Genomic DNA, 17696 nt, shown 5'->3' on the forward strand with positions numbered 1-17696 from the left:
GGAGCACACTGTGGGACTTTCCGCCGACTCGGCGACCGACCGGTCCCGTCTGATCGAAGCGGCGGTCGCCCGCTATGCCGACGGCCTGCGGGAGGCCGGCAACGCGCTCGTGGCCCGCCCGGAGCTGTGGGCCACCTGCGAGAAGCAGGCCCGGCAGATCCTCGGCGAGTGCATCGACACTCTGCACGGCGCCGAGGTGCGGGTGGCCGCGGATGCCGAACTGGCCTCGATGGCGCTCGGTGTGCAGCGTTCCTTCGAGAGGGTCCCGCCGATCGACTCGGTGCAGGCCGCCCGCCTGCTGTCGGACGTGGCCGTCGAAACCATGGCCGAGGCCGCCGCGCGCCTGCCCCCCGACCTCGCGGTGTCCCGGTTCCCGACGGCCGTGCGCATGCTGCACGAGGCGACGTACACCCGGGTCGGCGCCGCCGCCATCGGCTACGAGTCGGCGACTCTGCGCGACGTGGGAGAGGCCAGCACCGCCCGCCGCCACCGGATCGCCCGCGATCTGCACGACCACATCGGCAGCAGCATCAGCCTGGCGCTGCGCTGCCTCGACCTGTACGACATGGAACAGGCGAGCGGGGGCGCCTCGACACGCGACCGGCTGGCGGACGCACGGCAAGCGCTCCAGGACGTGTTCGCCTTCACCCGGTCCATGGTCAGCGGGCTGCGTGTCGCCGAACTGCACGACAGCCTCAAGGAGGAGATCGACGCCTACTGCGCCGCCGCCTGCGAACGGCCCGCCGAGGTCCGCTCCCGCATCGACGGTGACGAGTCCTGGCTGCCGGAACAGGTGCGTCAGGAGTTGTTCCTCGTGGTGCGGGAAGCCATGCGCAACGCGTTCGCACACGCGCGGGCGGACCGCATCGACGTCTTCGTGAGCATCTTCCCCGACGCCGTGCACGCCACGGTCACCGACGACGGCGTCGGGCTGCCACGCCGACGCGACGGTCAGGGCACCGGGCTGACCGCCATCCGCCAGCGGGTCTCCGCGCTCGGCGGCACGCTGGAGCTGGTCAGCGAACCCGGCAGAGGCACGCGGGTGCAGCTGCGGGTCCCGCTCGACGAGGCGGGGCGGAGCGGTCGATGAGCGGCGCGGGCGCGCACGCCGGCGCCGACATCCGGGTACTGGCCGTGGACGATCACCGGCTGCTGCGTGAGGCGCTGTGCGAACTCCTCGATCTGTATCCGGGGCTGACCGTGGTCGCACAGGCCGACGACGGCCCCAGCGGGGTACGCATGGCGGGACTGCACCACCCGGACGTGGTGCTGCTCGACGTGGAGCTGCCGGGTCCGGGGCCGCTCGCCCATCTGCGCGGGATCCGGCAGGCGGCCCCCGAGGCCCGGGTCATCGTGCTGACGATGCACGACGACCGTCGGCTCATCGACGCGTTGCTGTCCGCGGGAGCCGTGGGCTACGTGCACAAGGAAGCGGACCGGGAGGTCCTGGTCGCCGCCATCCGCAGCGCCATGACGGGCGGCACGACGATGTTCCTCCCCCGTACGTCGCGCGGCTCCGGACCGGAGCGGGAACCCGGCCCCGGTGACGGGCTCACCCTCCGCGAGCGGGAACTGATGGAGCTCGTCGCGCAGGGACTGAGCAACCGGCAGATCGGCAAACGCCTCGGGATCACCGAGGGCACGGTCAAGCGCCATCTGCGGAACATCTTCGAGAAGCTGGGCGCCACCTCCCGGCTCGACGCGGTCAACCGCATGCGGCCGCTGCGCCGTTACTGAGGCGTCGCCCTCGCAGCGGCACGTTCCCGGCGGTCGGCGATCACCAGGGCGACGGCCGGGACGAGGGTGAGCGTGTAGACCGCGAGCAGCCAGCGGAAGGAGTCGGCGAACGCGGCGGGCACGAGACCGTGGCGAGCCTGCGCGGCCCGGGCGAGGACGACGGTGACCACGGCGAGGGCGACCGTGCCGCCGACCCGCTGGATCAGGTTGAGCTGAGCCGAAGCGTCCGGTATGGAGCGGGGTTCGACCGACTGGAAGGCCCGGGTCATGGCCGGCACGATGGTCAGCCCCGTGCCCAGGCCGCGGACGGCGAGTCCCGCGCACAGCAGCACGTACGACGTGGTGGACGACAGCGTCGTCAGTGGCACGGTCGCCAGCATGGTGAGGACGATCCCGATGACGACGGTGGTACCGCCCCCGATCTTCGTCATGATCAGGCGGCAGGCCAGGCCCGCGACGACGACGCCGGTGCCGCCGGCCGACATCAGCAGGCCGGTGGTGACGGCGCTCTCGCCACGTGCCGACTCGAAGTAGAGCGGAATCAGCATCATCGGCGAGAACAGGACGAAGCCCAGGCAGAAGATGTTCGTCGCGGCCATGCGGTAGACACGGTGCGTGAACAGGCGCAGATCCATCAGCGGCGCCGCGGTGCGGAGCTGGTGTGTGACGAACACGGCGCCGGTCAGCACCGCCAGCACCAGCGGCACCAGGAACGCGGGATGCGTCGACAGGGCGGTCTCGGCGAAGGCGTGCACGGCCAGGACGACGCAGACGGTGCAGGTGGCAGCGCCGGCCAACCCCAGCACGTCGAGGGGACGGCTCCCAGCCGGTCGGGGAGCGTCCTTGCGGACGTGGCGGACGGCGGCCAGGAGCAGCACGGCACACATCGGAAGGTTGACGGCGTAGACGGCCCACCAGCCCCAGGCGTTGACGAGGAGTCCGCCGACGGTCGGGCCGAGCAGCGGGCTGATGAGCATGACGCTGCCGTTCAGCGCCTGTACCTGGCCCAGACGCTCGCGCGGCATCCCACTGGTGAGCAGGGTCGTGGCCACCGGAGTGAGCACGCCCGCGGCGGCGCCCGACACACTGCGGGCGGCGATCAGTTCGGGGAGTGTCCGGCTTGCCGCGCAGGCGGCCGAGCCCACGGCGAACACGGTGAGGGAGACGATGAAGGTGCGGCGGGGACCGAAGCGATGGGCCAGCCATCCCGCGGCCGGCATGACGGCGACCAGGGCCAGCAAGTAGGCGGTGACGACCCACTGCACCTGAGTGATGGCGCCGAACCGGGTGGACGTGTCGGCCAGGGACACGTTCACGATGGTGGTGTCCAGCTGAGCGAGGAAGGCTCCGCCGATGGACACGGCGATGGTGCAGAGAGCGGTTCTGGTCGGTGGGCCGGGGGGCGTGACAGACGTTTCTTTTTGGGTCAGGGACATGACTTCCAGGGCCTTCGTGGTCGGGCGGGTTGTCCTTGGTTGCTCGCGCAGATCCCCTCGCCCCTCTCAGGGCGCTCGGCTCACCGGTCTCGCAGGGCTTCGGTGATGTCGTCGAGGATCTCCTCGGCCTTCGCGCGGGCATCCGTACGGTCCCGGCATGCCAGGGTGAGGTCCGTGGTGTCGTCGGTGCGGCAGGCGCTGAGGAACATCTCGGCGTACGGCACCAGCATCGGCAGCGTGGCGAAGGAGGTGGCGCGGAAGGCGGACGTCGAGTACGCCGAGGGGTCGATCCTGCCGTGGTCGGAGATGATCGCCGAGCAGGAGAAGCGGGTGCCGTCGAGTTCTCGCGCCTCCGTCAGATTGTTGGCGAACGGGTTGTCGCGCAGGAAGACCCGGTCGAGGGCGGCGGCCTCGGCCTTGGTGAGCAGGGCGCGGACCAGGGTGGAGTGCAGGCGTTTCCAGCTGTCGCCACGGCGTAGGTCGAGCACGAGCTGGGACGTCAGGTTGGCGGTGGAGCGCACCGCCGGGTCGTGGCGGCGGAGGTCCACCGGAACGATCAGGCGGCCGGTGTCCGTGGTGAGGTGACGGGAGAGCGCCGCGGCGGCGCGGGCCGTGACACCGGAAGGGCCGGCCGGCACCCGGCGGCGCAGCCACAGGGGCCGCGCGCCCACGGGTCCCCGGCCGAGGATCGCGGGCAGGCCCGTGAGACGGGCGGGCTTGGGGACCGGGGGGACGTCACCGGCCGCCGTGAGGAAGTGAACCTCACCCACCGTGTCCGGTGAGCCGGCCGGGGCCTCACCGCGCAGCGCCCGGAAGAGGTCCCCGATCCACCGCCGCAGACCGTGGCCGTCGGTGACGACATGGCTGGCCCGGACGACCAGCCGGGCCGGCTCGCCCGGGATCACACCGAGTTCGCAGACGGGTCCGGTCACCACGGGCAGGTCACGATGGAAGAACGGGGCGTCCAGGCCGGTACCGGCGGGCAGTTCCACGACCTCCGGGGCGGGGCCGTCGGCGCGCCACACCCCACCGCGGCGGCGGACGGCGAGTCCGGGGTTGGCCTCGGTCGCGGCACGGGCCGCCTGCCGCAGCGCGTCCGGGTCCAGCGTGCCGTCGCCCGCGATCACCATCTGGATGAGCTGGGGGGTGCCTGTGGCGGCGGCGTTGAGGTAGCCCCGTTCGATCGGGGAGATGCGGCGGACGTAGGGCCGCACGGCGGTGGGGGTCATTCCTGCTCCAGGTGGTGGAAGCGCACCGTGGCTGGTGCGTTGCAGGCGAGGGCGAGATGCAGGGGCGGGGCGCCGTCGGCCCTCAGGACGATCGAACGCACCTGGTAGGCACCGGTGCCGGTGGGTCGCCAGCCCGGCCGCCAGGCGGGCAGCCGGGTGCCGGCGAAGGTCTCCTTGGTCAGGTGCGATGCCTTGATGAGTGCCTCGCACTCGGCGAAGTCTCTGATGGTGGCGGGCTGCTCGCGGCCGAGCAGCCCGCCGAGCCAGCGCAGCGCGTGCGGGCGGTCGCGCTCGTCCTGAAGGTCCACGCCGACCGCGCGGACGAGGGGGGCGAAAGCGACGGCGCTGAACTCGCCGCAGTGGGTGACCGACGCGGCCAGTCCGAGGGCGGGCACCGACCAGCGTTTGTGGGCGTCCCGGACCAGGCGGCCAGGGGCGACCCTGGATCCGTAGGTCGTGGCCAGGGCCCGGGTGATCAGGAAGCCGCCGGGGGCGGTGAGCGGTCGCCCCATCCGGTCGCGGGGCAGCCTGCGGTGCCGGGAGACCAGGACATCGACCACCTCCCCCGGCACCGCGGTCCCGTCGGGCGCCAGCGTGTACCCGGTCGGGCCCGGGTCGAGGAGCAGTCCCGCCGGAGCTCTCATCACGGCCCCGGGTCGAGGACGGCCGCCGCGTAACTGCCGCCGTAGGCGAAGCTCGACAGCAGCACGGGGCCGGGGGCCGGGTCGCCGGTGAGGGCGGCGACCAGGCCGAGGGCTCCGGCGCTTCCGTAGGTCTCGCCGATCAGGGCCTTCGGGGCGATCAGCGGTCTGGGGGTGAGGCCGGACCGGCGCAGAGCGGCACGCTCCGCGAGGTCGACGAGCGGGTGGCCGGACGCCGCCGAGACGACTGTGCCGACCCCGGCCGGGTCGAGACCCGCCTCGGCGAGGGCGCCGCACAGGGAGCGGGCCCAGGCCGCGCCGTCCCGGGCGATACGGCCGATACCCGCCGGCTCGCCACTGGCCCCGAAGCCGCGGACGCGGGCCAGCACGCCGGCTCCGCGGACCAGGGCAGCGTCCCGGCTCTCCAGCAGGACCGCCGCGGCACCCTCGCTGAGGACGGTGCCCGTGCGCCCGCCGGGGACGATGTGCGCGGACCGGGCGTAGCCGGGCAGCGCCGCCTGGGTGGCAAGTGCTTGGGCGGGGAACTCGTCGGCGACGACGACCATGATCCGCTCGGCGGCGCCGCGGGCGATGACCCGGGCCGCGAGCTGAAGCGCGAGCACGGAGCTGGTGCCGCCCGCCGCGATGGTCGCGGTGTACCCGCGGTAGCGGTGCAGCATCGCGACGTGGCCGGCGGCGGCGTTGACGACGGTGTTGGCGAACAAGGACGGGTTGGCCCCGGCGATGCCCGACCGCACCACGCCCTCGTGGAACCGCAGCACCGACGTGACCGGACCGTACCCGGTCGCGAAGACGATGCCGGTGGACTCCGCCTCGGCCCGGGACGGCTTGCCGTGCCGGGCGTACAGGTCGCCCACGGCGGACGCGGCGAGCAGGCTCAGCGGGTCCATACGGCGGGCGCGGCTGGGGTTCGTGCCACGGGCGGCGGCCTTGAGGTCGGCCCGGCCGACCGGCACCCTGCCGGCACCGGCCACCTCCTCGAACGCGTCGAAGCAGGGCCGCCCTTCGGCGAGGGCGGTGGCGAGCGCCTCCGTGCCGCCCGCCGCCCCCGCCAGGCCCGCGATCCCGGTGACGACGACCTCCTGGACGGTTTCGCGGCGCGGGTTCCGGGTGCTGCGGACCCCGGGGCGGTGGAGGACGACGGAGGCGTTGTTGCCGCCGAACGCGAACGAATTCGACACCACCACGTCGGGGCGCGCCTCCCGGCCGGTATCCGCGACGATGTCGAGGCCGGATGGCGGTGCGGTGCCGCGGGTGTTGATGGTGGGCGGCAGGGTGCCCCGGTCGATGGCGAGGGTGCTCACCACGGCCTCCACGGCACCGGCCGCGCCGAGGGTGTGGCCGAGCATCGACTTGGTGGAGCTGGCCGGTGGGATGTCCTGACCGAACAGCAGCTTCAGCGCCTTGGGTTCGGAGGCGTCGTTGGCCGGGGTGCCGGTGCCGTGCAGGTTGAGGTAGTCCACATGGCCCGGGGTGAGGCCCGCGGTGTCGAGGGCTTGGGCCATGGCGGCGCAGGCGCCCTTGCCACTGGGGTCGGGCGCGGTCTGGTGGTAGCCGTCGCAGGACAGGCCGTATCCGCCGAGTTCGGCGAGGACACGGGCCCCGCGCGCGGTGGCCCGCTCCACCGGTTCGAGGATCATGAACCCGGCGCCCTCACCGAGGGTGAGGCCGGTGGATGCGGACAGCGGCGAGCACGGTTCGCCGTCCAGGGCGCCCAGCGCGCTGAAGCCGTACGCGGACAGCTCCGCCAGCGGATCGACGCCACCGCAGACGACGAGGTCGACGTCGCCGTTCCACAGCAGTTCGGCGGCGTAGCCGAGGGCGACGGCGCTGGCGGCACAGGCGTTGGACAGGACCACGCGCGGGCCGCGCAGATCGAACTCGGCGGCGATGTAGTCGCCCACGCAGGGCAGCTGGGAGGCCACCGCCCGGTCGGTGTCCAGCGTGCCGTGCCGGACGTAGGCGCGGTGCGTGGCCTCCAGGGTGGGCATGGCGCCGAGGCTGGAGCCGACCACGACGGCCACTCGATCGCGGTCCACGCCGCCGAGGTCGAGGCCACTGCCGTCCAGGGCCTCGCGGATCGCGGTGGCGGCGAGGGCATAGCAGCGGTCCAGGCCGGCGGGCTGCTGCGCGGTGACCATTCCCGCCCAGTCGGTGAGCAGTTCGGAGGTGTCGAAGAGGGTGTTGGCGCGGATGCCGGTGGCGCCGGCGGTGATGGACGCCCAGCCCTTCTCCACGTCGTCGCCGGCTCCGGTGATCAGTCCGAGGCCGGTCAGGGCGATGCTCGGCGGTGTCATGGCACCCGCCTCTCAGGCGATCTTGGTGGTGAGGGAGCGGGAGATGACCCGAGGCAGGGTCGCGGTGCGCAGCACCTGCGCGTCGCCCGACTGGTCCGTGGCGGTCAGGTCCAGGCCGGGCACCCAGAAGGGGGCGTCGAGCAGCGCCAGGACCAGCTCCTCCGCCGGATTGGCGGCGGGCGCCTGGTACAGGACGGTGCCGGTGCGCCGGCCGCCCGCGGTGACCGGCGCACCAGCGGTGAAGCGGCTGCCGGCAAGGGCGACGAGGGCGGTGAGACGAGGCTCCGTACCGGTCGGCGCTGTCAGGGTCTGCGAGCCGTGGAAGGCACCGGCGCGCTCCCAGTCGATCATCCAGGCCAGGTCGGCCTGGGCTACGGTCAGCGCCCCGAACCCGGCGGCGTACAGGCCCATTCCGGCCTCGGCCTGCACGCGGGCCAGCGCCTCGTCGCCGACCTCGGCACCGCCCTGCTCGGCGACGGCGGCGAGGACCGCCTCGTGCGTGGCCTGGGGAGCGTCGGACAGCAGGAGATAGCCGTACTCACCGGTGGTGCCGACGCGAGCGAGGTGGGCGGTGGAGCCGGGGGTGACCGGTGAGGCCTCGGTGACGGCGTGCAGGGTGAGGCCGGAGATGTCGAAGTCCACGAAGCCGGCCGCGACCGACCAGGCGACGGGCCCCTCGAACGCGGTCGCGCCCCAGCCCTCGGGGCAGATGTCCACCGTGACCGCGGCGCCGTTGCCGAACCGCCCCAGGTAGGTGCGGAGTTCGTCGGCGGTGACGGCGGTACGCGGCAGCAGCCAGGACTCGTCGCCGATCTCGAAGTGCAGCAGGATCGCGAACGGAGTGCCGTCGGCGTTCAGCGCCAGCACCTCGCGGACGGTGTCCGGCTCCACGTAGTCGGCGGACTTGCCGAGGAAGGCGTCGAGCAGGGTCAGCCGGTCGTCCCCGGTCAGCCGGACCAGCGGGGCGGTGACGCGGTAGGCGCCGACGGTGGAGCGCACGGTGGCGTAGTCGTCCGCGGCGGTCCGGGCGACGGAGGCGGTGGCGGTGGCGGTGGCGGTGGCGGTGGCGGTCATGATCTGTCGGTGCCTTTCGGATGAACGGATTCAGGAAGGAAGGGGTGTGTCGTGCACGGAGAGCAGCCATGCGCTGTTCGGAGCGTCGGAGACCGCGCCGAGCAGCAGGCCGGACGCGGTGGCGCGCAGCACGATCTCGTCGTGCGGGGAGGCCGCCGGGGCGCAGTGCAGCCAGCGCCCGGACGACAGACGTGCCGCCGCCCGCCGAGCCCACACCTGGCGGAAGTCGCCGGTGGACAGCTCCCAGCGCTCCCCTGCCGACTCGAGGACGACTGTGGTCCGCAGGGGGGCGTGGGGAGTGAGCCACAGAACGTTCTCGCCACCGGTGCCGGATGCCCGCACGTCGACGCGAAGGCCGTCGTCGGCTGCGGTGATCTGCCAGCCGAGGCCGGTGTCCGGGGCGTACAGGCCGAGCGGGTGCTCGGGCTCCCAGGCACCGGTGTCCGGCACGCCCCAGCCGAGCCCGGCGGCCCGGGAGTGGCGGCTGTTCTCCCGGGTCGCCCACAGTCCCGCGGACCAGCGTGGATGGTGCCCGTAGGAGCGGGTGCGGGGGTAAGGGCTGCGCAGCACCTTGGTCGTGCCCTCCTGCCAGGCGGTGACGCCGCCCGCGTCGGCGTGCAGCTCCAGCCGGCGCGCGGGCTCCTGGCGGCCGGCGCGGATCTCGGTGCGGATGCGGGCCACGCCGTCCGCTCCGGGCTCCAGGCCGCGTTCGAGGAGGGCGCTGTGGACGAGCCGGACCCGCCCGTCGACGGGAGCGCAGACCTCCAGCCCACTCCCCCGCCACCTCAGGACGGTGCCGGCCGGGGCGACCCGGGAGGCGGCGACGACCTCGGAGGCGTCGCGCACGCCCAGGCCGAGCCCGATCGGATGCGGCTGTCCCTCGGCGTCGGTGAAGACGCCCTGGCGCAGGCCGACGGTCTGGAAGACACGACCGGTGGCGGTGCCGGTTCGGGTGAACTCCAGGAGCAGGACCGTCCCGTCGAGGGTGACGGTGCCGCAGACCGTGTCGTCGCCGTACCGCTCGGTGACCCGGACCCCGCCCGGAACCGGCTCCAGGGTGAGGTCGCGGGGCTCGCCCTCGCGCCAGCCGGCCGGCCGGTCGGCGCGGCAGCTCGGCCAGGTGGAGACCAGGACCGGGCCGTGGTGCCCGTCGGCCAGCACGCTGACCGTGCCGTCCTCGCCGTCCACCTCGCAGGTGAGGGCGCCCTCGGCGAACCGGTACGGGGCGATGCCGCGCACGGCCCGCACCTCGTACGGGGGCCGGGCGATCCGCAGGGCGCGCACCCGGCCGCCCGGCTCGGTGAGCCGGGCCTCGCGGACGGCTCCGCGGTCCACGTCCACGCCGGCGTCGAGCCGGAACTCACCGAGCGCCAGGCGGTACTCGACGGTGCGGACGCCGTCCACCACCCGGACGTCGGAGCGCAGGTCGTCGTCGCGGGACTCGGTGACGGAAGCGAAGCTGCTCAGGCTCCCGAGGGCCGCGGTGGCCCGTTCCCCCAGGTCGGCGAGGACGCTGCGCAGGACGAGCGGAACATAGTTGTGCAGCTCGACGTTGCCGTCCTCGCCGGGCACAGCCCGGCCCACGGAGACGCAGCCGACGCGGCGGTAGAGCCGGAACGCCACGGCGTTGGCCGGGTTGACGGTCAGCCGCAGCACCAGGCAGCCGGAGTGCATCATCCACTCCACGGCCTCGGTGAACAGCCGTCCGGTGACCAGGCCGCCCCGGTGGGCGGGGTGGACGAAGAACATGTCCGCGATGAGTTCACCGGCCCGGGCCGAGCGCCGGCCGGTGTGGTGGAACAGTCCGAACGTGCCGACCAGCCGGGTGTCGTCCTCGGCGACCAGGAACGCCGCGGTCTCCCTCTCGGCCAGTTCCTGGGCGAGTTCGGCGCTGCTGACGCCCCCGGCGACCGGGTTGGGATTGTCCCGGTGGCGGTTGTACAGCTCCGCGATGGCGTGTGCGTCGCCCTCCTGGTACGGGCGGATGGTGAGGGCCACGGCCGCGCCTCCCTTCTGTGATGTGGTGCGCCGGAGGGCTTCAGCCCTTGCGGCCGGTGGTGACGACGAGGGTTCCGGCCGCGGCAGATTCGGAGCCGACGGACGCCCGCACCTTCACCTGGCGCAGGCCACCGAGCCGCTGCCCGAGCCGGGCCTCGAGGGTGAGCTGGTCGCCGGGGACGACAAGGCGGGAGAACTTCATCCGGCTGATCGAGCCGAGGTAGCCGACGCTGCGGGAGGCGTCCTCCGGGCTCTCCGGGTTCCCGGGGCTCTCTGCGCTCCCCGCCAGGATCTCGGCGACGTAGACGACCGCGACGAGCTGGGCCATCGCCTCGACGATCATCACACCGGGCATGACCGAGTGGTCGGGGTAGTGCCCGGCGAAGAACGGCTCGTTGACCGTGACGCTCTTCACGCCGCAGCCGGAGACGCCCGGTACGACGTCGTAGGCGCGGTCGATCATCAGCATCGGCCAGCGGTGCGGGAGCATCCGCTTGATGTCGTCGGACGAGTAGCTCAGCTTCGGGGCACCGGTGGCAGGGGCGGTGGTCACGCGGCGGCCTCGCGGGCCTGCACGAAGTCGACCAGGGCGTTGATGGAGCCGAACGCCTCGAAGTCGTCGTCGCTGATCAGCACGTCGAACTCGTTGTTGACCAGGACCACGATCTCCAGCGTGTCCAGGGAGTCCATCTCCAGACCCCGGCCGAACAGCGGCTGGTTGTCGGAGACGACGGCCGGCTCCACGTCGAGCCCGAGCCGGTCGATGATCATCGTCTTGACCTTCAGATTGGTGGCGAGACGGGCCTCGGCCCGGGCGCGAAGGTCGTCGTAGGTGGCGGTGGTGGACATAGTGGGCTTCTCCGGTGAACTGATGGATTGTCAGGGCTAGTCGGGGATCATTCCGCCGTCGACGGTGAGCACCTTGCCGGTGATGTACGAGGCGGCCGGCGAGGCCATGAAGACGACGGCGCGGGCCACCTCGTCGGGGGTTCCGGTGCGGCCGAGGGGGATCGCCCCGACCGCTTCCTTCAGCCGGGCCGGCGGGACCTTCTTGACCATGTCGGTGTCGATGAACCCCGGGGCGACGACATTGACGCGGATGCCGCGCGGCGCCACCTCGTGGGAGAGGGTCTTGGCCAGGGCGATGGCACCGCCCTTGCTGGCGGCGTAGTTGGCCTGACCGGCACGGCCGGCGATGCCGCTGGTGGAGGCGATCAGGACCACGGCGCCGCCGTCCGCGTACATCTGCTTGGTGGCCTCACGGGCGGTGAGGAAGGCGCCGGTGAGGTTGGTGGAGAGGACCTCCTGCCACTTCGCGCTGCTCATCGCGGCGAGATGACCGTCGGCGGTCACCCCCGAGTTGAGGACGGCGACCCGGACCGGCCCCCACTCGGTGCGGATCCTCCTGAACATGGCGGTGACCTGCTCCTCGTCGGAGACGTCGGCCTGTACGACGAGCGCATCCCGGCCCAGGGCGCGGATGCGCTCGGCGACCTGCTCCGCCTGCGCGGCGCCGGCGCGGTAGTTGACGGCCACGTCGCAGCCCTGCTCGGCGAGCGCCAGCGCGGTGGCCGCGCCGATGCCGCGGGAGGCGCCGGTGACCAGGGCGCGGGTGCCCTCGGGGAACGACAGGGTCATGCCGCGCCTCGCACCATGGCGGCGGTGACGTGGTGCCGGCCGGGGTCGAACCCGTCGGCGTCGGTGCCGAGGCCGGCTCGGCCGGCGGCGTCGAGGACCGCCTGGGCGACGGCGAGGTCGAGGACACCCAGGCCGAACGGCGAGAAGACCACGGTCCGGTCGGTCGCCGGGGCCTCGCCCCCGCGCAGGAGGTCGGCGATCTCCGCGTGCACGAAGCGGCGATGGCCGCTGTCCTGTTCGGCGCGGTGCAGCGAGGTCTGCTCGCGCAGCACGTGATCGGTGTCGTCGACCACGTTGTACGCGTCGAGGACCGATGCCGTGCTCAGGTCCCGCAGTGACAGGTGCAGCACCACCTGGTGCGGGGGCCGGTCGTGGTGGGCGGCGAGGTCCAGCCAGTACGTGGAGTCGGTGGTGGCGAGGGAGACCGTGTCGGCGCGCAGCGCCTCGTCGAGGCCGCCGGCGGTGAACCGCAGCCGCGGCCGTTCGGCGGCGAGCTGGGCGGCGGCGGTCTCGGCGCGGCCGGGCACCGCGTCGTGGAGGACGATGGTCCGCAGCTCGGGGTGGGTCAGGACGACGAAGTCCACGACGCGCCGGTTGATGGTGCCGCAACCGATCAGACCGAGGGTGCGCGCCGGGCGGTCCCCGTGCAGCGCGCGAGCGGCGAGCGCGGCCGATGCCGCGGTACGGGAGGCCGATATCCGGCTGGCCTCCAGCACGGCGGTCGGATAGCCGGTGTCGAGGTCGTTGAGGATCTGCACGGACGAGGCGCGCTGGCGGCCCTGGTCGACGTTGGCGGGGAAGGACGAGATCCACTTCAGACCCATGACGGGCCGGGGCCCGCCGAGGTAGGCGGGCAGGGAAATGATGCGCGAGCCGGAGTCGCCGGGCGGGCGCAGGAACCCGGAGAACGGCACCTCCGAGTCGCCCTCGCCGTGCAGCAGGTACGCGGTCCGGACCGCCTCGAGGACGGTGGCGTCGAGGTCGGCGAGCGCAGCGTCGACGTCCTCGCGGCCGAGGATTCTCATGACTGGTCGATCCCTTCGTGCGGGCAGCGCGCAGAGCGCGGAGAGAACGGAAGACGAGGGGGGATGTGCGGGGCGGCGGTCAGCCGAAACGGGACTCCACCCAGGCGTCGCTGTAGATGGTGTCGAGGTAGCGGTCGCCTCCGTCGGGGAGGATCGCGACGCAGGTGGTGCCGGGCTCGATCCAGTCGGCGGCGTCCAGCAGAGCAGCCGTGACGGCTCCGGAGGAGCCGCCCGCCAGGATCGCCTCCTTCGCCAGGAGGCTGCGGCAGCCGCGCACGCAGTCCAGGTCGCCGACCTTCACGATCCGGTCCGCGAGGCCGGGGCGCAGCAGCGGTGGGACGACCGCCGCGCCGTGGCCGGGAATGGTGCGGCGCTGTCCCTCCTCCCAGGGCTCGGGCGGGCCGAAGATCACGCTGCCCACCGCGTCCACCGCCACCACCCGGGTGGGCAGGCCCTCGGCGGCGATGTACTCGGCGCAGCCGCGCAGCGTGCCGGTGGTCCCGGCGGCGACGAAGAGGTAGTCGGGTGCCTGCGGCAGCGCCTCGTGGATCTCCCGCATGGTGCCGTGGTGGGCGCGGGCGTTGTACTCGTTGCCGTACTGGTCGGGCCAGTAGGCGCCGGGCACGGTGCACAGCAGTTCCCGCACCCGTCTGAGCCGGGACGGCAGGTACTCGCCGGTCTCCGGATCGCGCTCCACGACCTCGACCGTCGCCCCGTATGCACGCATGATGGCGACGTTCTGCGGGGTCGTCCGGGGGTCGACGACGCAGATCAGACGGAGCCGGTGGAAGTTGCAGAGCTGGGCGAGGGCTACACCGAGGTTCCCGGAGGAGGACTCCACCACGGTGGAGGCGCCGGGCACCAGCTCCCCGGTGGACAAGGCGTGCTCGATCATGGAGCGTGCGGCGCGGTCCTTGATGGAGCCGCCCGGGTTGAACCGCTCGCACTTGCCGTACACCTGGAAGCGCACCGGCGGGAAGAGCCGGTCGAGTGCGACCAGCGGGGTCGCGCCGATGGTCGCGATGACGTCGGGTTCGCGGGGGCGGGCCGCGGAGGTGGTGCGGTTCGCCGCAGCGGAGGAGGCCGCGGTCATGCCGGTACCTTTCTGCTGATCTGCAGCCGGAGTTCGCTGACGTAGCGCTCGCCGTCGGCGTCCGTCAGCCAGGAGTCCTCGGGGCGGGGCAGCGGCTCGCTGAGGGTCACGGTGGCGTCCGCGTCTGTGCGCCGGGCGCGGCGGACGAGGTTGGCGAAGGAGAGCACGAGGACGGGGCTCGTGAAGTCGACCAGGGAGGGCTTGGTCTCCTGCGGGAACTTCACGAACGCCCTGTCGGGCAGCCCGCTCTCGCGCACCCAGTGCCGTACGGCCAGGTAGTCGTCCTCCCGGTCGGGCTTGGCGGCGAGCGGGACGCCCGCGGCCGGCAACCGCCAGGTCTCCCGGAACAGCACGAGGCCGTCGAGGGTGACGCGGGGGGTGTGCGGCCGGCCGAGGCCGATCTTGAAGGCGTCCGCCGCGACGATGGACACGGGGACGGCGAGCAGTTCGGCCAGGGTCCGCTCGCGCCCGTCGGGCGTGGTGGCGGTGACCCTGCCGTCCCGCTCGGTCAAGATGACGGCGACGGCCGGGTCGATCCGGGTGCGGTCGTCGAACGGTGCCCGGGTGAAGCCGATGAGCCGGTCGCCGGCGCCGATCGGCGCGGGCACCATGCGGCCGCTGTTGCGCTTCCAGTCGACCGGGAGCAGCGGCACCAGGCGCGGGGCGCCGAGCGCGGCGTTCACCTTGTCGCGCAGTGAGCCGGAGTCGGCGGTCCAGTCGAGGAACGGCAGGTCGCAGGTGGCCAGGCAAGCGTGCAGTTCGCCGAGGACGACGGTCAGACCGCCGTCCGGCGCGCGGACCACCTGGAGGTCCGGACTGTGCAGGGCGAGGTGCGGCGAGCCCACCGGTCCGGTGGCGAAGGCCTCTCGGGCCCGCTCCTCGACGTCCGCGCACCGCAGATCCACCGGTGCCCGCCCCGCCGGGGCCAGCACCGTGCGCCACTTCTCGGCGAGTTCGCGGGTCGCGGTGCGCACCGGACCGGCGTCGTCGCCCCAGAACAGGGCGAGCACCTGCGGCCACACGTCGGCCAGCGTCACCGGGGAGCGCCGGGCGCCTGCGGCCCGGACGAGGGCGGCCACCTCCGTTTCGGCCAGCTCCAGCAGCCGGTTGCCGAACCAGTCCCCCGCGTCCGCCACGAGGGCGAGCGGTCGGGCGACGGCGTCCAGGAAGCCGGTGCCCAGCTCGACCCGGCAGTCCCGCACCGCGTCCTGGTAGCACAGGGTGCGGCCCGCGTAGGCCTTGCCCGCGTCGCGGGAGGGGTCGAGCCCGGTGGTCCGGGCGAAGAAGGCATCCAGTTCCTCCAGGCGGAGGGCGAGTTCGTCGGACGTGGTGGCCGCGTCGATGGCGGCTCGGTGCCGGTCCAGTTCGGTGAGGACCGTCAAGAAGCGGAGGAACAGCGCGGGATCGGCGACGTCGGCCACGCGCCGCCGCAGGATCCGTTCGGCCCGCACGTCGACCGGGATGTTGGCGTCCCAGGTCAGCACGCGCTGCTTGAGCAGCCGGGTCAGGACCTTCTCGACCCGGTCCCGTGCCCCGTCCGGCGCCCAGCCGTGCTTCCGCACCAGGGCATCCTTGACCGCCGCGCCGTTGCGCCGACCGTCCACGTATGCGAGAACCTGGCGATCGTCCGGGCGCAGCCGCAGACCGCGTCCGCCCGGCAGGAGCAGTCTGTCGCCGTCGAGGTGCACGTCGGGGCGGAGCAGCGGCGGAAACCACCAGCGGGCGCCCGGCTGGGCGACCATCCAGTCCGCGAGGGCGGCCAGGGCCCAGCGCTCGAAGAAGGTACGGCTCTCGGCGACCAGTTCCTTGCCGTGGTCCACCGCCAGCGCCTCGGATCCGCGTCCGACGGATATCCAGGCGGCCGGCCCGAAGAAGCCGATCGTCTCGGCCTTGGCGCAGTAACGCAGCCAGTACATGGCAAGGGTGCGTTCGCGCTGCTTGCGCTTGGACTCCTTGCCGGTTCCGGCAGCGAGCGCGTCGAGGATCCGGTACACCGTCCGGTTCTGCCAGACGATGGCGGTGCGGACCTTCTCGTCCCGGGCGAGCGCGGCCAGGCGGCGGGACTCGGCCTCGCTGTCGGCGCGGTAGGCGGCGGCGAAAGCGTCCCGGTTCCCGCCGTCGGCAGCGGCGGCGGCGTCCGGCCCGCCGAGCAGGTCCAGGCCTGACGCGGGGAAGCCGGCGCTGCGCAGCAGTCCGACGCCCCACACGTGCCAGTCGCTGTCGCCGAGGCGGCGCAGGGGCCGGAAGTCGGCCCAGTCGTGGGCGCGCAGTGCTTCGCGGGTGCCGATCACGCGACCCGCCTCCGGCCGGCCGAGCCGTCGTCCGCGCCTGTTTCCGCGCCGCGCAGCACAGCCGCCAGGCGGCTGACGCCTTCGGCGATGCGCTCGCGGCGGACGTTGCTGAAGCAGAGCCGCAGGGCGTCGTCGCACTCCCCGTCGAGTCCGAAGTGGGTGCCGGGCACGAAGGAGACGCCCTGCCCGGCTGCGGCGTCCGCGAGCAACCGGGTGTCGGCACCACCGGTGTGCCGCAGCCACAGGTAGAAGCCGCCGTCCGGCCGCCGCCACCGCCAGGGCCCGTCCGTGCCCAGTTCGCTGTCGAGGGCGTCGGCCATGAGGTGGCATCGCTCCCGGTAGCGCTCGCGGTAGGAGCCGATCAGCGTGTCCCACCCGCCGCGGGCGTGGAACGCGGCGAGCGCGGCCTGGGCGAAGGCCGACGGGGACAGCGCCATCACCTCGACCGTGCGGCGCAGGCGCTCCGCGAGCGGCGCGGGAGCGGCGATCCAGCCGCAGCGCAGTCCGGGCGCGAAGACTTTGGAGAAGGTGCCGAGGTAGGCGACGTTCTCGGGGTCGATGCCGTGCAGGCTCGGCGCGGTACCCCCGTCGAAGGCGAGCAGCCCGTACGGGTTGTCCTCGACGATGAGCAGGCCCGACTCCCGCGCGGAGGCGGCGAGCTCGTGGCGGCGCCCGACGGGCAGGGTGGCCCCGGTGGGGTTGTGGAACGTCGGGTTGCAGTACAGCATCCGAACCCGCTGTCCCGCGGCACGCAGCCGGGCCACGGCGTCACGCAGCGCTCTCGGGTCGATCCCCTCGGCGTCCGCGGGGGCGGGGTACGGCCGCAGTCCCGCGGTGCGGAAGGCGGCGGCGGCGCCCGGGTAGGCGGGGGTCTGGCACAGGACGGTCTCCCCCGGGGCGCCGAGGCCGAGGGCGAGCGCGAGCAGCCCCATCTGGGAGCCCGCGGTGGGTACGAGGTTCCCGGCGTCCGCGGTGCTGCCCTCGCGGGCCATCAGGTCGGTGATCGCGGGGACGAGGGCGCCGGCCACGTGCGGGGTGCTGTACTGGAGCGCGATCCGGCCGCCGAGCCGGGTCAGCCGGGCCAGTTGCTCGGAGAGTTCCTTCAAAGGCAGCAGGTCGAGGTCCGGCAGGCCGCCGGCGAACGAGACCAGGTCACCGCCCTGTTCGAAGAGTCGCGGCAGCTCGGCCGCGGGTCTGGTGTCGGCCCGCATGGCGC

General features: G+C 73.4%; 15 protein-coding genes. 2 read left to right on the forward strand and 13 right to left on the reverse strand.

Going from position 1 to position 17696, the window contains the following annotated elements; genetic code table 11:
* Positions 1-10 precede the first annotated feature (10 nt).
* Positions 11-1090, forward strand: a complete 1080-nt coding sequence (locus ACZ45Q_RS05765; protein WP_468255448.1) for a sensor histidine kinase — start codon at positions 11-13, stop codon at positions 1088-1090.
* Positions 1087-1737, forward strand: a complete 651-nt coding sequence (locus ACZ45Q_RS05770) for a response regulator (protein ID WP_468255451.1) — start codon at positions 1087-1089, stop codon at positions 1735-1737. Before ACZ45Q_RS05765 ends, ACZ45Q_RS05770 begins: the two co-directional genes overlap by 4 nt.
* Here ACZ45Q_RS05770 and ACZ45Q_RS05775 read toward each other — a convergent pair.
* From ACZ45Q_RS05775 to ACZ45Q_RS05835, 13 genes are all read right to left on the reverse strand, one after another.
* Complete coding sequence (locus ACZ45Q_RS05775) at positions 1731-3098, reverse strand: DHA2 family efflux MFS transporter permease subunit (RefSeq protein ID WP_468255454.1); 1368 nt, start codon at positions 3096-3098, stop codon at positions 1731-1733. The two genes, ACZ45Q_RS05770 and ACZ45Q_RS05775, sit on opposite strands and share 7 nt — an antisense overlap.
* Positions 3099-3253: 155 nt before the next feature.
* Positions 3254-4402 (reverse strand): hypothetical protein, encoded by a 1149-nt coding sequence (locus tag ACZ45Q_RS05780; protein ID WP_468255457.1) that lies wholly within the window; start codon positions 4400-4402, stop codon positions 3254-3256.
* Positions 4399-5046, reverse strand: coding sequence for a hypothetical protein (locus ACZ45Q_RS05785; RefSeq protein ID WP_468255460.1), 648 nt, complete (start codon positions 5044-5046; stop codon positions 4399-4401). The genes ACZ45Q_RS05780 and ACZ45Q_RS05785 overlap by 4 nt, the downstream gene beginning before the upstream one ends.
* Positions 5046-7361, reverse strand: coding sequence for a beta-ketoacyl synthase N-terminal-like domain-containing protein (locus ACZ45Q_RS05790; RefSeq protein ID WP_468255462.1), 2316 nt, complete (start codon positions 7359-7361; stop codon positions 5046-5048). The genes ACZ45Q_RS05785 and ACZ45Q_RS05790 overlap by 1 nt, the downstream gene beginning before the upstream one ends.
* Positions 7362-7373: 12 nt before the next feature.
* Positions 7374-8435: an aminomethyl transferase family protein gene (locus tag ACZ45Q_RS05795; protein ID WP_468255465.1), complete on the reverse strand. Its 1062-nt coding sequence runs from the start codon at positions 8433-8435 to the stop codon at positions 7374-7376.
* A gap of 30 nt (positions 8436-8465) precedes the next feature.
* The gene (locus tag ACZ45Q_RS05800; RefSeq protein ID WP_468255468.1) at positions 8466-10433 is read right to left on the reverse strand and encodes a GNAT family N-acetyltransferase; all 1968 of its coding nucleotides are present in this window, start codon (positions 10431-10433) and stop codon (positions 8466-8468) included.
* Positions 10434-10473: 40 nt separating this feature from the next.
* Positions 10474-10986: a 3-hydroxyacyl-ACP dehydratase FabZ gene (fabZ, locus tag ACZ45Q_RS05805; protein ID WP_468255471.1), complete on the reverse strand. Its 513-nt coding sequence runs from the start codon at positions 10984-10986 to the stop codon at positions 10474-10476.
* Positions 10983-11282, reverse strand: a complete 300-nt coding sequence (locus tag ACZ45Q_RS05810) for an acyl carrier protein (RefSeq protein ID WP_468255474.1) — start codon at positions 11280-11282, stop codon at positions 10983-10985. The genes fabZ and ACZ45Q_RS05810 overlap by 4 nt, the downstream gene beginning before the upstream one ends.
* A 36-nt stretch (positions 11283-11318) precedes the next feature.
* Positions 11319-12071, reverse strand: coding sequence for a 3-oxoacyl-ACP reductase FabG (gene fabG, locus ACZ45Q_RS05815; protein ID WP_468255477.1), 753 nt, complete (start codon positions 12069-12071; stop codon positions 11319-11321).
* On the reverse strand, positions 12068-13096 hold the full coding sequence (gene sbnB, locus ACZ45Q_RS05820; protein WP_468255480.1) for a 2,3-diaminopropionate biosynthesis protein SbnB: 1029 nt from the start codon (positions 13094-13096) through the stop codon (positions 12068-12070). Before sbnB ends, fabG begins: the two co-directional genes overlap by 4 nt.
* A 79-nt stretch (positions 13097-13175) precedes the next feature.
* The gene (gene sbnA, locus ACZ45Q_RS05825; protein ID WP_468255483.1) at positions 13176-14189 is read right to left on the reverse strand and encodes a 2,3-diaminopropionate biosynthesis protein SbnA; all 1014 of its coding nucleotides are present in this window, start codon (positions 14187-14189) and stop codon (positions 13176-13178) included.
* Positions 14186-16480: a lantibiotic dehydratase gene (locus ACZ45Q_RS05830; protein WP_468255486.1), complete on the reverse strand. Its 2295-nt coding sequence runs from the start codon at positions 16478-16480 to the stop codon at positions 14186-14188. Before ACZ45Q_RS05830 ends, sbnA begins: the two co-directional genes overlap by 4 nt.
* A complete protein-coding gene (locus ACZ45Q_RS05835; RefSeq protein WP_468255489.1) occupies positions 16477-17691 on the reverse strand; it encodes an aminotransferase-like domain-containing protein in 1215 nt (404 codons plus the stop codon). The genes ACZ45Q_RS05830 and ACZ45Q_RS05835 overlap by 4 nt, the downstream gene beginning before the upstream one ends.
* Positions 17692-17696 lie beyond the last annotated feature (5 nt).

This window comes from Streptomyces sp. NPDC031049, from assembly GCF_055571015.1.

Coding starts and splice junctions, on each gene's coding strand:
- ACZ45Q_RS05770 (WP_468255451.1), top strand. CDS start 1,087: ATGAGCGGCGCGGGCGCGCACGCCGGCGCCGACATCCGGGTACTGGCC.
- ACZ45Q_RS05780 (WP_468255457.1), bottom strand. CDS start 4,402: ATGACCCCCACCGCCGTGCGGCCCTACGTCCGCCGCATCTCCCCGATC.
- ACZ45Q_RS05785 (WP_468255460.1), bottom strand. CDS start 5,046: ATGAGAGCTCCGGCGGGACTGCTCCTCGACCCGGGCCCGACCGGGTAC.
- ACZ45Q_RS05790 (WP_468255462.1), bottom strand. CDS start 7,361: ATGACACCGCCGAGCATCGCCCTGACCGGCCTCGGACTGATCACCGGA.
- ACZ45Q_RS05795 (WP_468255465.1), bottom strand. CDS start 8,435: ATGACCGCCACCGCCACCGCCACCGCCACCGCCACCGCCTCCGTCGCC.
- ACZ45Q_RS05810 (WP_468255474.1), bottom strand. CDS start 11,282: ATGTCCACCACCGCCACCTACGACGACCTTCGCGCCCGGGCCGAGGCC.
- fabG (WP_468255477.1), bottom strand. CDS start 12,071: ATGACCCTGTCGTTCCCCGAGGGCACCCGCGCCCTGGTCACCGGCGCC.
- sbnB (WP_468255480.1), bottom strand. CDS start 13,096: ATGAGAATCCTCGGCCGCGAGGACGTCGACGCTGCGCTCGCCGACCTC.
- sbnA (WP_468255483.1), bottom strand. CDS start 14,189: ATGACCGCGGCCTCCTCCGCTGCGGCGAACCGCACCACCTCCGCGGCC.
- ACZ45Q_RS05835 (WP_468255489.1), bottom strand. CDS start 17,691: ATGCGGGCCGACACCAGACCCGCGGCCGAGCTGCCGCGACTCTTCGAA.